Raw genomic sequence first — 14,618 nt, forward strand, 5'->3', positions numbered from 1 at the left:
CTTGATCTCTTTAAAAGTTGATTGTTACGCTTTGCTCTTCACACTTTTTGACGCTGCCGCCGTCAGTGCCGCCTTGTATTCTTTCGGGAATACTTTCACAAACTGGCGCAACTGGTTCTCCCAGTCTTTCAGGATGAATTTGGCCACGGTGCTGTTCGTGTAGGCGTGGTGTTTAGTCACCAGGTCGTGCAGCAAAGCAGCGTCCTCTTCGCCCAGCGGGTCCAGGTCAATCATGTCCAGGTTGCAGCGGTTGGCAAAATTGCCTTTTACATCGTACACAAAAGCGATACCACCGCTCATGCCCGCGCCGAAGTTGCGGCCTGTTTCTCCGAGTATAACGGCTTTACCGCCCGTCATGTACTCGCAGCCATGGTCCCCGGTGCCTTCCACTACCACGGTAGCGCCGGAGTTGCGTACGCAGAAGCGTTCGCCGGCTTTACCGCGGATATATGCCTCACCGGAGGTAGCGCCGTAGAGGGCCACGTTGCCGGCAATGATATTTTCTTCTGCCTTGAAGCCTGCTTCCGTTGAAGGGTACAGTATGAGCTTGGCGCCGGACAGGCCTTTGCCAAAGTAGTCATTGGCTTCTCCTTCCAGCTCCAGCGTTACCCCTTTGGTGTTGAACGCGCCGAAGCTCTGGCCGGCGGAGCCGGAGAATTTGAAATGCACGGTATCTTCCGGCAGGCCTTCGCTTTTATAGACCTTTGAGATCTCGTTGGAGAGGATGGTGCCGATGGTCCTGTCCGTATTTTTCACCTTGTACTGGCCAAACACGCGGGTTTTATTTTCCAGGGCGGGTTTGGCGGCTTTCAGCAGCTGCCAGTCCAGCACTTCGGCCAGGCCATGGTCTTGTTCTTCCATTTTATACAGGCCGGTGTCTTCAGCAGCCGGTTCCCTGTACAGGATGGGGGACAGGTCCAGGTTTTTATATTTCCAGTGGGTGATGTTATCACGTACTTTCAGCACTTCTACCTGGCCCACCATTTCTTCAACGGTACGGAAGCCCAGTTCCGCCATGATCTCACGCAGTTCAGCCACCAGGAAGTGGAAGAAGTTCACCACGTGCTGCGGGTCTCCGGAAAAGCGCTTGCGCAGTTCAGGATCTTGCGTGGCCACACCTACGGGGCAGGTGTTGAGGTGGCATTTACGCATCATGATGCAGCCTTCCACCACCAGGGCGGCGGTAGCCACACCCCATTCTTCCGCACCCAGCAGGGTGGCAATGGCAATGTCTCGGGCGGTTTTCAGCTGCCCGTCTGTTTGCACGGTTACGCGGCTGCGGAGTTTATTGCGAACAAGGGTTTGATGTGTTTCCGCCAGGCCCAGTTCCCAGGGCAGGCCGGCGTGTTTGATAGAGCTGATGGGAGATGCGCCGGTACCGCCGTCGTGGCCGGACACCAGTATCACATCCGCATGGGCTTTTGCCACACCAGCGGCAATAGTGCCTACACCGGCCTTGGATACCAGTTTTACGCTGATACGGGCGGCGCGGTTGGCGTTCTTCAGGTCAAAAATGAGCTGCGCCAGGTCTTCAATGGAGTAAATGTCGTGGTGCGGCGGCGGGGAGATCAGGCCTACACCGGGTGTAGCGTGACGCACCTTGCCGATCCAGTCATCCACCTTGTGGCCGGGCAGCTGGCCGCCCTCGCCGGGCTTGGCGCCCTGCGCCATCTTGATCTGCAGCTCGTCTGCATTGGTGAGGTAGTAGCTGGTTACCCCAAAGCGGGCGGAAGCCACCTGCTTGATGGCGGAGCGCATAGAGTCTCCGTTGGGCAGCAGCTCGTACCGCATTTCGTCTTCACCCCCTTCGCCGGTATTGCTTTTTGCGCCAATGCGGTTCATGGCAATGGCCAGTGTGGAGTGGGCCTCATGGCTGATGGAGCCAAAGCTCATAGCCCCGGTGGCAAAACGTTTCAGGATGCTTTCCGCCGGTTCCACTTCTTCCAGCGGCACGGCAGGCCGGTTACGCTTGAAGGTGAACATGCTCCGGAGGGTAGCTGCTTTCTCGCTCTGCTCGTTAACGGCCTTGGCGTATTTTTTGAAAATATTGTAATCATTCATCCTGGTGGAATATTGCAGCAGGTGAATGGTGGTAGGATTGAACAGGTGGAACTCGCCTTTGCGTTTCCACTGGTATACGCCGCCGGTAGAGAGGCGCTGTACGGGCGTTTCCTTGCGGCCGTAGCTGGTCCAGTGTTTGGCCAGGGTTTCCTGGGCGATCTGGTCAAGCCCCATGCCCTGTATGCGGGACACGGCGCCGGTGAAGTACTTGTCAACAACGGTTTTGTTGATGCCGAGTATTTCAAATATCTGTGCGCCCTGGTAAGACTGCAGGGTGGAGATGCCCATTTTGGAGAATACCTTCAGCAGGCCTTCGCATACGGCCTTGATGTAGTTCTTTTTGAGTTTGTCTACATCCAGCTCGGTCTGCAGCTTGCCGCTAAGGCGCATGTCGCGGATGGTGCTGAGCGCCAGGTAAGGGTTGATGGCGGTAGCGCCAAACCCGAGGAGGCAGGCAAAGTGGTGTACTTCCCATACGTCGCCGGCTTCCACTACCAGGCCTACCTGGCCGCGGTAACCTTTGCGGATGAGGTGGTGGTGTACAGCGGAAAGCGCCATCAGGGAAGGAATGGCAGCATGTTCAGAGTCAATGGCCCGGTCTGACAGGATGATCACTTCGAACCCGTCTTCCACGGCATCTACCGCGTAGCGGCACAGGCGCGCCAGGCCTTTTTCCATGGAGCCGGGTTTACCGTCTGCCTTGAAATAGGTGTGGAGCGTTTTAGCCTGGAAGATGCCGGTATCTATGCTGCGAATCTTTTCCAGTTCATAGTTGGTGAGCACGGGGTGCGGCAGCGCCACGCTGTGGCAGTGCAGCGGGTCCTCGTCCAGCAGGTTGCCGTTGTTGCCCAGGAAGGTGGCCAGTGACATGACCAGTCTTTCCCTGATCGGGTCTATGGGCGGGTTGGTTACCTGTGCGAACAATTGTTTGAAGTAACTGGTGATGTGCTGCGGCTGATCGCTGAGAATGGCCAGGGGCACGTCTGTACCCATGGAGCCGATGGGCTCTTTGCCATCAATGGCCATGGGGGCAATGATGGATTCCAGGTCTTCGGTAGAATAACCGAAAGCGCGCTGGTATTTGAAGATCTGCTCTTTTTCAAGATGGGTGAAGGTTACGCGGGGTTCCGGCAACTCAGCCAGGCGGATCTTGTATTTATTCAGCCATTCTGCATAGGGCTGTTGCGAGCAGATGTTCTGTTTCAGTTCCTCATCACCGATGATGCGGCCCTGTTCCATATCCACCACAAACATTTTGCCTGGCTGCAGGCGGCCTTTTTCCTTTACGTTCTTGGGATCGATGGGGAGCACGCCTGCTTCGGAGGCCATGATCACCCGGTCGTCTTTCGTTACCACAAAGCGGGAGGGGCGCAGGCCGTTCCTGTCTAGCGTGGCGCCGATGATCTTGCCATCTGTGAAGGAGATAGAAGCGGGGCCGTCCCAGGGCTCCATGAGGGAGGCGTGGTATTCGTAGAATGCTTTTTTCACCGGGTCCATGTCGTTGTTACCGTCCCATGCTTCGGGGATGAGCATCATCATTACATGGGGGAGGGAGCGGCCGGTGAGGTTCAGCAGTTCAATTACATTGTCAAGGCTGGCGGAGTCTGACTGACCATCTTCTACAATGGGGGCGAGCATTTCCATCTCTTCCGGTGTAAAATATTTGGTCACGAAGCTGGTTTCGCCGGCGCGCAGCCAGTTGAGGTTGCCTTTCAGCGTGTTGATCTCGCCGTTGTGGGCAATGTACCGGAAGGGGTGCGCCAGTTTCCAGCTGGGGAAGGTGTTGGTGGCAAAGCGGCTGTGAATGAGGCCGAATGCGGATACCATCCTTTCGTCCCGCAGGTCTGTATAATAATGGCCTACCTGGTAGGTGGTAAGCTGGCCTTTATATACGATGGTTTTGTGGGAAAGGGAGGCGAAATAGATCTCCGCTTTGTCTTTCGGGATGGAGTTGCGAACGGTTTTGGTAATATAGTTACGCAGTACAAACAGTTTACGCTCAAACTCTTCCGGATCGGAGACCTGGTAGGGGCAGGCGATGAACAGTTGTTCGATTTCCGGTTCTACGGAAAGCGCCGTTTCACCGATCCCGTCCGGGCGTACGGGCACTTTGCGGTAGCCCAGTATGTCCAGCCCGACCTTTTCGGCGCAGCGTTGTATGATTTCGCGGCACTCTTCGCGCCAGCGGGGCTCTTTCGGGAAGAATACCATGCCCACTCCGTACTTGCCCAGTTCAGGCAGGCGGATACCCAGTTTCAGACATTCTGCATATAAAAACTCATGCGGCATCTGGATCATGATGCCGGCTCCGTCGCCTGTAGTGCGCTCGCACCCGCAGGCCCCGCGATGTTCCATGTTTTCCAACATGGTTAAAGCATCCCGGATGATCTGGTGGGACTTGCGCCCTTTAATATGTGCGGTAAAGCCTGTACCGCACGCGTCGTGTTCAAATTCCGGACGATACAAACCTTCTTGCACTTGGCTCACTTTTCGCATTGGCGTTTAGATTTTTTCCTTTTCAGATACACACCTCCCTTTGGGGTAAGCCCCGCCGGATGGATGTACCGTAATTGCTTGGGAACAGGTTTAAAGATACTAAGAGAATGCGGGATTTTTTACATAAAACTCTATTAAACGGTGAAAATTTAGAAATATTTAAAATGGGGAGCCATTCCATTTGAAAATTATGAAAATTGAACGGGGTTTTGGGCGCCAAAAAAGCCGGGTGGCGCCCGGCTTTGGTAACAAGTTGTGTAAAACTCTCTGCGTCAGGGCTCAAACTCAAAATGCACCCGCCCGGCCCTCATTTCTACCCGCAGCGGATCGCTGATCATACTTTCATTTTGCATACGGTCAAGAGCGGTAACTATATAAATATAATTACGCCCTTTAATGTAACTATGATCTATCACCACCGGGTCAGGCATCTGCGGTACTATCCCAATTATTTTCGTGGGGTCGTTCACGTTCACTACCTGGCCTTCTTCAAAGCGGTACAGTACGTACTGGCGGGTTTGGCCCGTGGTATCGTCATCCGCCCAGCGCACCTCCAGCCCGTCTGCCTTTTCAAAGGCGTCCGTAAAATAGGGGGCCTTGGGAGCGGTATTGTCCAGCCAGGGCATGGTAGGCCGCAGGGCGGGGTAGCGGTAAAAGTGGTGGCGGAGGGAATCCCCGATGCCCAGGTGGTTGCCGTCAAAAGACTTAGAGCTGTAGAAGGCGCTGCCCTGGATGGTGGCCAGGGCACGGGTAGCCTGTATCTGCCGGGGCATTTCTCCCGGGTCCCGCCAGGCGGCGGAGCTGCCAATGCGGTAAGCGCCGTGGCCAATGTACATATGCCGGCCGTAGGCATGGGCGGCCCACCAGTTCACCAACACGTCAAAAGGCACCAGGCGGTGGCCAAACTCCCAGTACAGTTGCGGCATCAGGTAGTCTATCCAGCCCAGGCGCTGCCATTTGATCACATCGGCATAGAGGTCGTCATAATTGGCGAGGGCGCCGCGGGTGGGGGAGCCGTCAGGGTCTTTATCCCGGTTGCGCCAAACGCCAAAGGGGCTGATGCCGAATTTCACCCAGGGCTTTTCCGCCTTGATGGCCTTGCTCAGCATCTGGATAATGGTGTCTACGTTGAAGCGGCGCCAGTCGTCAATAGCCAGGCCCTTGCCGTAGGCGCGGTAGGAGTTGCCGTCAGGGAACTCCCGGTTGGCAATGCGGTAGGGATAGAAATAATCGTCAAAATGCACGGCGTCAATATCGTAGCGGCGCACCACGTCGCGGATCACATCGGTCACATAGCTGCGGGCCTCGGGAATGCCGGGGTCGAAATATCTTTTGTCCCCGTACGTCACAAACCACTGCGGCTTGAGGCGGGTAATGTGGTTGGGGGCAATGCTGCTGCTGCGGATGTTGGCCACGGCGCGATAGGGATTGAACCAGGCGTGAAATTCCATGCCGCGTTTATGCGTTTCCGTTATCATGAACTCCAGCGGGTCGTAGTACGGGATGGGCGGCTGGCCTTGCCGGCCGGTGAGGTATTCGCTCCAGGGCTCGTAAGGGGAGGGATAAAAAGCATCGCTAACGGGGCGCACCTGGAAAATGATGGTGTTGATACCATTGCGCTGGTGTTTTTCCAGCAGGGCAATAAACTCCTGTTGCTGCTGCTGGGAGTTGAGCCCCTTGCGCGAAGGCCAGTCTATGTTCTCAATAGTGGCTATCCACACTGCTCTCATTTCCCGCTTGGGAGGGAGCTGTGCGCTGCTTTGCCGCACCATGCCGCACCATAATAAACCCGCCAGTAAGTACTTCACCATTTTTCCTGTAACGTTTATCCCTGAAAACTGCGAAAATAAAGCGCGCGCTGTCAAATCCCAAATACGGAACTGCTTCATTTTCAGCAATAGTGGGGAATCATGTTTTTTTTAAGGCGGTTTTAAGATCCGGCAAACCGGTGTTATTTTAACGGGGCAGGGGAGCCTTGCCGGTACTGTATTTACGCCGGGTAACAGGCCTGTAACCCTATGTGGAAGCAAGGATCAGTAAAGGGTACGTGGACTTGATGCGGAAATGACATGGAGATGGTGTGGAAATGAGCTGGCATTGATGTGGTTGGATATGTGAAATACACCATATATGGGGGCTGTTCCTGATAGTTTTTCAAACAAAAAAAGATAAGGGCGTAACGGGCGGCCCTGGCGCGCTCTTGTTTTAGGACGCTACTCCGGACAAAACAGCCTTTAGAAGCCAATGAAAATGCATAAACCTTGCGGCCCGCGTATTTAAAGGCGCCACTTTCCCACAGAAGAGACCATCGAAGCGCATCAATGCATAAACCTTGCGGCCCGCGTATTTAAAGGCGCCGCTTTCCCACAGAAGAGACCATCGAAGCGCATCAATGCATAAACCTTGCGGCCCGCGTATTTAAAGGCGCCGCTTTCCCGCAGAAAAGACCCTCAAAATCGGTGTATAAACCCCGCGCCGGCTTCCTTTCCCGCAAAAACTGTTGTATTTTGATCTGGCTTCATTCCACGCATCATGAAAAAGCACGCCCTCCTTATTATTATATATGCCTTGTTAATACAGGGCGCTGCCTCGGCCCAATCTTCTTCCGGCGCTATTGAAAAGGCCGCCCGGGATTTTTTGACCGTGCTGGACACGGCCGCCCGGCGGCAGGCCTGTTTCTCCTGGGAAGAAGAAGAACGTTTCAACTGGCACTTTGTACCCCGTGCCCGGAAAGGCCTTCCGCTCAAGGACATGACGGATGCCCAGCGTGCCCGGGCCTATACCCTCCTCAAGGCCTGCCTGAGCGCAGACGGGTACAAAAAAGCCACTACCATTGTGGAAACCGAGTACGTGCTGCGGGCGCTGGAAGGCCGCGGGCCGGATGATGAGTACCGCCACCCGGGCAAGTACTATTTCTCCATTTTCGGGGAGCCGGGGGCCGGCAGGCCCTGGGGCTGGCGGATGGAGGGGCATCACCTCTCCCTGAACTTCTCCGCCGTTACCAATACCCTGGTGGCCGGCACGCCTGCTTTTATGGGCGCCAACCCGGCCATAGTGCCGGAAGGCCCGCACAAAGGCCGCCAGATTCTCAAAGAGGAGTCCGCGCTGGCATTTGAACTGCTAAAAACCCTGGATACCAGGCAGTTGGAGCAAGCGCTGGTAGCGGAAAAAGCCCCGGCAGACATCATTACCGGCAATAAACGCAAAGCCTGGCTGCAAGACCCGCCCGGGCTGGGCTTTGGGCAAATGCAGGCCAAACAGCAGCAAATACTGAAAAAACTGGTGGCGGTGTATGTAGACCGCTATACCAAGCTGATGGCGGATCTGTTGTGGAAAGAGATCAGCGCTTCGGGCTGGGAGCAGTTGCATTTTGCCTGGGCCGGGGGCAAAACCTGGGGAACAGCGCATTATTACCGTATCCAGGGCCCCACCTTCATTATAGAATATGATAACACGCAGAACAATGCCAACCATGTGCACACTACCTTCCGCGACCTGAAAAATGATTTCGGGGAGGATATGCTGCTGCAGCACTACCGGCAGGCGCATGTGGGAAGCCGGTAATAGGAGGCGGCCGGCTCAAAGGGCAACGCGGGCGTAACCGGCCAGCGGCAGGTGCCGCGGGGAACCTGAGCCGGAACGTCCATTGACGGCATAGCTAACTCTCCAGGTACAATAGAAAACCTTTCCCTTCGCTCTGTAAAACATGAACTTTTTGTGGAATTGAACCGGAAAATACCGCCGGCGCGGCCCTTATACCTTGCGGCCCAGGTACTGGCTGTAATCTGGCAGAATAGCCGAATACTCCTGGTGCATCAGGGGCGATGTGAGCAAAAAGTCGGCAGACGCCCTGTTGCTGGCCATCGGGATGTTCCACACCACGCCTAAACGCAGCAGCGCCTTGATGTCCGGGTCATGGGGCAGGGCCTCCATGGGGTCCCAGAAAAAGATGATCACGTCAATACGGCCTTCCGCTACGGCCGCCCCTATCTGCTGGTCGCCACCCAGCGGGCCGCTCAGCAGCTTGCGCACAGACACGTCCAGCGCCTCTTCGATCAGTTTGCCGGTGGTACCCGTGGCGTACAGCTCATGGCGGGCCAGCACCGTTTTGTTGTAAATAGCCCATTCCAGCATCTCCGCTTTCTTATGGTCATGCGCAATTAAGGCAATCCGCTTGCGGGCGTGCAGGGTTTTAGTTAGTTGCATATTGCAAAAATAATTAAATAGACGAGTTGAAGGTAGCCTGTTTGCGCTGGCAAGAGAAAAAGACCGGCGGGAGTGTCGGCAATTTTTGCTAATTTTGCAGGAGAAAATTGTTGATATAATGATAAAAACAGGAAATCCCATTATTAGTATCTATACGGAAATGACGCCGAACCCGGAAACGATGAAGTTTGTGGTGAACAAGCTCCTGTATCCGAATAAATCTATTGATTTCCCCGATGCGGCCAGCACCGAGCCTTCTCCGCTGGCGGCAGAACTGTTCACCTTCCCGTTCATCAGGGGGGTGTTCATCTGCAGCAACTTTGTAACGCTCACCAAAACCAATGATACAGACTGGACGGACGTGATCCCCACCATCAAACAGTTCCTGAAAGAGTACCTGGAAGATAACCGCCCGGTGATCAATGAGGACAAGATCGTGACCGCGCCCGCATTCAGCGGTGATGAGAGCGATGTGGTGCAACGCATCAAGGAGTTGCTGGAAAACCATGTAAAACCCGCAGTAGAAATGGACGGCGGCGCCATCCAGTTCAAAGACTACCACGACGGAGTGGTAACCCTTATGCTGCAGGGCTCATGTTCAGGCTGCCCCTCTTCCATGATTACGCTGAAAGCCGGTATTGAAGGCATGATGAAGCGTATGATCCCGGAAGTGAAAGAAGTGGTGGCAGAAGCAGAATAAGCCATAGTTGAGTGAATGATAGTGTTAGAAGCGCAGCCTTGCCGGTTGCGCTTTTTTATTGTGCCGATTAATTAGCTTTACACCCATGAGATGGATCGTATTAGGATGCGTGTTCTGCCTGTGCGGCGCGCAGGTGCGGGCACAGCAGGCAGAGGCCGTGGTTACGTATGGCTTCCGCAACAATGGGAAAGAATCCCGCGGTGAACAACAGATTTTTATCAAAGGCGCCCAGGTGAGGCTGGCGCCGCAGGGAAGGCAAACGGAGCAACAGTTTTTGCACACCGGCCAAAAGGCCAGCTACCAGGTACTGGGCGGCTATACCCTTAAAAAGGACTTTTCGGAATACGCAAAACCCGAGCTGTTACCGGGTATTGACACCATCCTGGGCATTCCCTGCAAAAAGGCAAAGGTCTTCATCCGTTCCAACACCATTGAAGTATGGTATACCAACCACCTGAAGATCAAAGGCAGCCCCCACCTCACCATTGCGCCCGGGCTGGGCCTGGTACTGAAAACCATCCGCAACGGCAATACCGAAACTTTTGCCAAAAACATCAGCTACCGCCCCGTAACAAAAGAGGAACTGGCCTGGCCGGCATCCTGGGGCCAGCTGGTAGACGAGCCAACCTACCAGCGGCAGGTGATAGAAAGCCGCTATACCACGCTGAACATTTTTGACAGGGAACAGATCGCCTTCGGCAACAATACGCATAACCCCGCGCCGGAACAGCTCAACGCCACTTACCGGTTTTCAGGCGGCACGGTGATACTCAAAAAAGTGGCCCTGCCGGCCACAAAGCCCGGCCAGCGGCTGTTTGCAGAGCTGGTAGAATATTCCAACGGCGATGCGTATGACCGTACGGGCTCGGTATTCATGATCCCTACAGACAAAGCCGTGTCTTTCCTGGACGGGCTTGAAAAAGGCGTACAGGCGTTACCGGTATACACGGCCCGCAACGGCAAAAAATACCAGGGCGTAACGGCAACAGAAAATTACCTGCCCCCGCTGGAGCTGATGCGTTTCTTCACGCCCTTTGGCGTAGGGCATTTCAACGCCCAGGCAAAGATCAAGGGGTATAACTGGGCAGACTCCGCCGTGTACAAACAGGATATTACCGCCCTGCTGCCGCGCTTGCAGGGAGAAGTATGGATCGGTATATTTATCGGCAATTATGACAAGGGCGGCCACAAGGCCAGCCTGCGGTTCAAATACTACCCGGGTTACGAAGGGGAAAACAATGCCGCTTCCAAAGCCTGGCTCCTGCCGGTTTTCAACAGCACCAACCTGATGGAAATGGCCGGGCAGGAATACGGGACAATGTTTGACACAGACTCCCTCACCGTAACGGTCAACATTCCCGAAGGCGTAAAAAACCTGAAGCTGCGTTACATTACTACCGGCCATGGCGGCTGGGGCGGCGGTGACGAGTTTGTGCCCAAGCAGAACGAGATCTTTGCGGATGGCAAAAGGGTGTACCACTTTACCCCCTGGCGGGAAGACTGTGCTACCTACCGCCTGCTGAACCCCGCTTCGGGTAATTTTGGCAACGGCCTGTCTTCTTCAGACCTGAGCCGCTCCAACTGGTGCCCCGGCACTTTGACCCTGCCGGTAGATATTCCGTTACCGCAGCTGGGCGCCGGCACGCATACCCTGCAGGTGGCCATTCCGCTGGGCAAGCCGGAAGGCGGCAGTTTCAGCGCCTGGAACGTTTCCGGCGTGCTGATCGGGGAAAAAGAATAAAAGAAACTTTCTAAAAAGGAGGCCGTTCAACGCAGCCTCCTGCTTTTTTTATATGCAAGAACTTTTACAGGGAATTACAACAGGGCTGCGGCAAATGACGTGGATAGACATTACGGCGGTGTTCTTTGCCGTGCTGAGCGTATTGTGCTCCCGGCAGAACAGCGTGTGGGTGTACCCTACGGGCATTATCAGCACGGCCCTGATCGTTTACGCCTACGTGCAGCCCGCCGTAGGCCTATATGGGGAAGCGGCGCTGAACGTGTATTATTTTACCATGAGCGTATATGGCTGGTACCACTGGACGCATAAAGACCGCCGCAACCAGGAGGTGGAAATATCCCGGACGGACCGGCGGGAGCTGGGCATTGCCACGGGCATTGCGCTGATAGGCTGGGGCATTATTTACCTGGTACTGCACCGGTTCTCAGACTCCAACGTACCCGTGCTGGACGCCTTTGTTTCCTCAACGGCCTGGAGCGGCATGTGGCTGCTGGCCAAACGGAAGCTGGAAAACTGGATCTTTCTGAACATCTCCAATCTTGTGGCCGTACCGCTGCTGTTCTATAAAGCGCAGCCGTTGTATGCATTTTTAACTATCTTCCTGTTCATTGTAGCGGTGAACGGTTATTTTCACTGGCTGAAACTTTACCGCCTGCAACCAAACGAAAACAAGCCTTGAAAAAAATTGTGGTCATAGGGCCGGAGTCTACCGGCAAAAGCACCTTGAGCGCGGCATTGGCGGAGCATTTCAATACCGTTTGGGTGAGAGAGTTTGCGAGGGGCTACCTGGAAACATTGCGCCGGCCATACGAAAAGGATGATCTGCTCACCATTGCCGAAGGGCAGTTGCGGTTGGAAGATGAAGCCGCCGCAAAGGCGAACAGCCTGCTCATCTGCGATACAGACCTGCAGGTGATCAAAGTGTGGAGCGAAGCAAAATATGGCGATTGCGACCCGCGCATCCTGCAAATGATCGCTGCCCGAGAATACAACGGCTACCTGCTGACCTACATTGACGTACCCTGGGTAGATGATCCGCTGCGGGAGCACCCGCGGCCGGAAGAACGCGTTTACTTCTATAACATTTACCGGGATATTGTGATCAATACAGGCCAGCCCTGGGCAGACATCCGCGGCGGGCAGGAGGAAAGGCTGCAGGCGGCTATTGCGGCGGTGAACAGCATGTTGTAGAGCAGCGGGGTTTTGCACGGCCGGTAAAAAGTTCCCGGCCCGCCCCGCGGAAGCAGGCGCCCGGGCGTTGGGGGAAATACTATTTCACCAGCTCCGCCACATCCTTGTCGCCCGCCAGGTTGCGCATCTGGAGCAGGATGCGGCGCTGCCGGTTATAGGTGATACGCGCCGGCGGCACTACGGTATATGAAACGGGGTTGGGCAGGCAGGCAATGATCATGGCAGACTCTTCCCGGTTGAGGTTGGCGGCGGGTTTTTTGTAATAGGCCTGCGCGGCGGCTTCCACGCCAAAAATGCCTTCGCCCGTTTCCGCCACGTTCAGGTATACTTCCAGTATGCGCTTCTTGCCCCAGACCTTTTCTATCATGAACGTAAAGTACACTTCAAGTCCCTTGCGCAGGTAGCTGCGGCCCTGCCAGAGAAAAACGTTTTTGGCTACCTGCTGGCTGATGGTGCTGGCCCCTCTTATCTTTTTGCTCTTTTTGTTGTGCTTCATGGCCTTTTCAATAGACTTGAAATCAAACCCGTCATGGTCGGGGAAAAGCTGGTCTTCGCTGGCTATGGCCGCCAGCTTTACGTGCTGGGACATTTCGTTCAGCCGCACATAGTCACGCTGAAAAGACTTGTCTGTGCCCCAAAGGCTGAACCAGCTGCTGATCATGGTAACCGTAACAGGCGGGTTTACCCAGCGGAGCAGGATGATGTACAACAGTTGCGCAACAAACAGTATGAGGAATATTTTTTTTAACAGTCGCCAGGTTCTGGGAACAATGCCTTTTAATTTCATCCAGGTGTTTTTCAATATCGGGCGGAAAGTTAGCAAGATTATTGCGTATTTTTCAACAGCAACATTGCCGCAGCATTGATTGTTATAATCTTATACAAACAGGAATTATGAGACTGGAACTGCATCCGCAAAATCCGAACCCGCGTAACCTGAAAACAATTATCGAGTGCCTGAAAGACGGGGGCGTGGTGATCTACCCTACTGATACGGTGTACGGTATGGGCTGCGATATTTTCAAGCCCGGTGCGGTGGAGCGTATTTGCCGCATCAAAGGCATAGATCCTAAAAAGTCGCATTTTTCTTTTATCTGTTACGATCTCAGCCATCTTACAGACTATACCAAAAGCGTGGACACCCCGCTGTTCCGGCTGCTGAAAAAAGCATTGCCGGGGCCATACACGTTCATATTGCCAGCCAGCCGGCAGGTGCCCAAAATGCTGAAAACAAAACGGGACACCGTGGGCATCCGCGTGCCTGACAACCTGATCTGCCGCACGCTGGTGAAAGAGCTGGGCAATCCCATCATGAGCACGTCTTTACCGGTAGAAGCGTACGTGGAAGAATATACAGACCCCGAGATCATCCATGACAAATTTGGCAAGCTGGTGGATATTGTGGTAGATGGCGGGCCGGGCGGCATTGTTGCCTCTACCGTGGTGGACTGTACCGGGCCGGAGCCGGAGCTGGTAAGGGAAGGGGCCGGCAGTTGGGAAGAGCTGGTGTAGCGGAAAGAGCCGCGGCGTAGAGCAAGCACTGTAAACATAGCAGCCGGTGCAAAAGCACCGTTCCGGCATGGCACAAAAAAGAACGGCGTCATACAAGTACCGCTCTTCAATTTTATGGCAGGCCGGTTGTTTGATGAGCGGTTTGGGTGGCCTCATACTGTTCGCGCGTAATTTCCCAGCGCCACAGCTGGTCGGCCTCTGTGCCGTTTACGGCGCCGCCAAAGCGCATGCCGCATTTCTGCAGCACTTTTACGGCCGCGTTATATTCTTCCAGGGTATGCGCAATTACCTTCTGAACGTATGCATGGTTAAATGCAAAACGGATCAGCACTTCCGCCATCTCCGTGGCGTAGCCCTGCTCGCGGTAATCAACAGATATTTCGTAGCCGATCTCTACCACGCCATCCGGTGTAGGGCGGCCTTTAAAGCCGCCGGTGCCAATGAGGCGGTTGTCTGCCTTGTGAATGGCCAAATAAAAGAACCATCCCAGCAAAGCCGGATCATTCCGCAACTTATCGTAAGCTACCAACACCATTTCAGGAAATTCCGTCCAGTTTTCCGGTACATCTACTCCTAAAGTCTGGGCTAATGCTTCATTCCCATGCAGCAACGCTTCAAAATATTTCAACGTGCAGGGCAACAACTGTAACCTTGTGGTTTGGATCATATATGAAAACTAGTAAAGGATTTCCGGAAATGCAAGGGGCATGC

Annotated in this window: 11 protein-coding genes; 6 read left to right on the top strand and 5 right to left on the bottom strand. The window is 54.5% G+C overall.

Annotated features, from left to right (window positions below):
- Positions 1-24: 24 nt before the first annotated feature.
- Positions 25-4,557, bottom strand: coding sequence for a glutamate synthase large subunit (gene gltB, locus D3A97_RS07590; RefSeq protein WP_119077777.1), 4,533 nt, complete (start codon positions 4,555-4,557; stop codon positions 25-27).
- 272 nt (positions 4,558-4,829) lie between these two features.
- Complete coding sequence (locus D3A97_RS07595) at positions 4,830-6,368, bottom strand: glycoside hydrolase family 10-like protein (RefSeq protein ID WP_119077778.1); 1,539 nt, start codon at positions 6,366-6,368, stop codon at positions 4,830-4,832.
- 721 nt (positions 6,369-7,089) lie between these two features.
- Here D3A97_RS07595 and D3A97_RS07600 point away from each other — a divergent pair.
- Positions 7,090-8,121: a DUF3500 domain-containing protein gene (locus D3A97_RS07600; protein ID WP_119077779.1), complete on the top strand. Its 1,032-nt coding sequence runs from the start codon at positions 7,090-7,092 to the stop codon at positions 8,119-8,121.
- Between the two features lie 189 nt (positions 8,122-8,310).
- On the opposite strand, the gene D3A97_RS07605 is transcribed toward D3A97_RS07600, so the two are convergent.
- On the bottom strand, positions 8,311-8,763 hold the full coding sequence (locus tag D3A97_RS07605) for a methylglyoxal synthase (protein ID WP_119077780.1): 453 nt from the start codon (positions 8,761-8,763) through the stop codon (positions 8,311-8,313).
- Between the two features lie 118 nt (positions 8,764-8,881).
- On the opposite strand from D3A97_RS07605, the gene D3A97_RS07610 reads away from it, so the two are divergent.
- From D3A97_RS07610 to D3A97_RS07625, 4 genes are all read left to right on the top strand, one after another.
- Positions 8,882-9,463: a NifU family protein gene (locus tag D3A97_RS07610; protein ID WP_119078476.1), complete on the top strand. Its 582-nt coding sequence runs from the start codon at positions 8,882-8,884 to the stop codon at positions 9,461-9,463.
- An 85-nt stretch (positions 9,464-9,548) separates the two neighbouring features.
- The gene (locus D3A97_RS07615) at positions 9,549-11,204 is read left to right on the top strand and encodes a PNGase F N-terminal domain-containing protein (RefSeq protein ID WP_119077781.1); all 1,656 of its coding nucleotides are present in this window, start codon (positions 9,549-9,551) and stop codon (positions 11,202-11,204) included.
- Positions 11,205-11,256: 52 nt separating this feature from the next.
- On the top strand, positions 11,257-11,883 hold the full coding sequence (pnuC, locus tag D3A97_RS07620) for a nicotinamide riboside transporter PnuC (RefSeq protein WP_119077782.1): 627 nt from the start codon (positions 11,257-11,259) through the stop codon (positions 11,881-11,883).
- On the top strand, positions 11,880-12,395 hold the full coding sequence (locus D3A97_RS07625) for an AAA family ATPase (RefSeq protein ID WP_119077783.1): 516 nt from the start codon (positions 11,880-11,882) through the stop codon (positions 12,393-12,395). Before pnuC ends, D3A97_RS07625 begins: the two co-directional genes overlap by 4 nt.
- A gap of 79 nt (positions 12,396-12,474) precedes the next feature.
- Here D3A97_RS07625 and mtgA read toward each other — a convergent pair whose 3' ends face one another.
- Positions 12,475-13,182 (bottom strand): monofunctional biosynthetic peptidoglycan transglycosylase, encoded by a 708-nt coding sequence (gene mtgA, locus D3A97_RS07630; RefSeq protein ID WP_119078477.1) that lies wholly within the window; start codon positions 13,180-13,182, stop codon positions 12,475-12,477.
- Positions 13,183-13,289: 107 nt separating this feature from the next.
- Here mtgA and D3A97_RS07635 point away from each other — a divergent pair, with 107 nt between their 5' ends.
- On the top strand, positions 13,290-13,907 hold the full coding sequence (locus tag D3A97_RS07635; protein ID WP_119077784.1) for an L-threonylcarbamoyladenylate synthase: 618 nt from the start codon (positions 13,290-13,292) through the stop codon (positions 13,905-13,907).
- A 112-nt stretch (positions 13,908-14,019) separates the two neighbouring features.
- On the opposite strand, the gene D3A97_RS07640 is transcribed toward D3A97_RS07635, so the two are convergent.
- Positions 14,020-14,574 carry a GNAT family N-acetyltransferase gene (locus D3A97_RS07640; protein WP_119077785.1) on the bottom strand — a complete coding sequence of 185 codons (555 nt, stop codon included), beginning with the start codon at positions 14,572-14,574 and terminating at the stop codon, positions 14,020-14,022.
- Positions 14,575-14,618 lie beyond the last annotated feature (44 nt).

Origin of the sequence: Chitinophaga alhagiae (genome assembly GCF_003568665.1) — a bacterium.
GTDB classification, from domain to species: Bacteria; Bacteroidota; Bacteroidia; order Chitinophagales; family Chitinophagaceae; genus Chitinophaga; species Chitinophaga alhagiae.

Excerpts from the sequence above, each read along its gene's own strand:
- gltB (WP_119077777.1), bottom strand. The coding sequence starts at position 4,557 with ATGCGAAAAGTGAGCCAAGTGCAAGAAGGTTTGTATCGTCCGGAATTT.
- D3A97_RS07595 (WP_119077778.1), bottom strand. The coding sequence starts at position 6,368 with ATGGTGAAGTACTTACTGGCGGGTTTATTATGGTGCGGCATGGTGCGG.
- D3A97_RS07600 (WP_119077779.1), top strand. The coding sequence starts at position 7,090 with ATGAAAAAGCACGCCCTCCTTATTATTATATATGCCTTGTTAATACAG.
- D3A97_RS07605 (WP_119077780.1), bottom strand. The coding sequence starts at position 8,763 with ATGCAACTAACTAAAACCCTGCACGCCCGCAAGCGGATTGCCTTAATT.
- D3A97_RS07610 (WP_119078476.1), top strand. The coding sequence starts at position 8,882 with ATGATAAAAACAGGAAATCCCATTATTAGTATCTATACGGAAATGACG.
- D3A97_RS07615 (WP_119077781.1), top strand. The coding sequence starts at position 9,549 with ATGAGATGGATCGTATTAGGATGCGTGTTCTGCCTGTGCGGCGCGCAG.
- pnuC (WP_119077782.1), top strand. The coding sequence starts at position 11,257 with ATGCAAGAACTTTTACAGGGAATTACAACAGGGCTGCGGCAAATGACG.
- mtgA (WP_119078477.1), bottom strand. The coding sequence starts at position 13,182 with ATGAAATTAAAAGGCATTGTTCCCAGAACCTGGCGACTGTTAAAAAAA.
- D3A97_RS07635 (WP_119077784.1), top strand. The coding sequence starts at position 13,290 with ATGAGACTGGAACTGCATCCGCAAAATCCGAACCCGCGTAACCTGAAA.
- D3A97_RS07640 (WP_119077785.1), bottom strand. The coding sequence starts at position 14,574 with ATGATCCAAACCACAAGGTTACAGTTGTTGCCCTGCACGTTGAAATAT.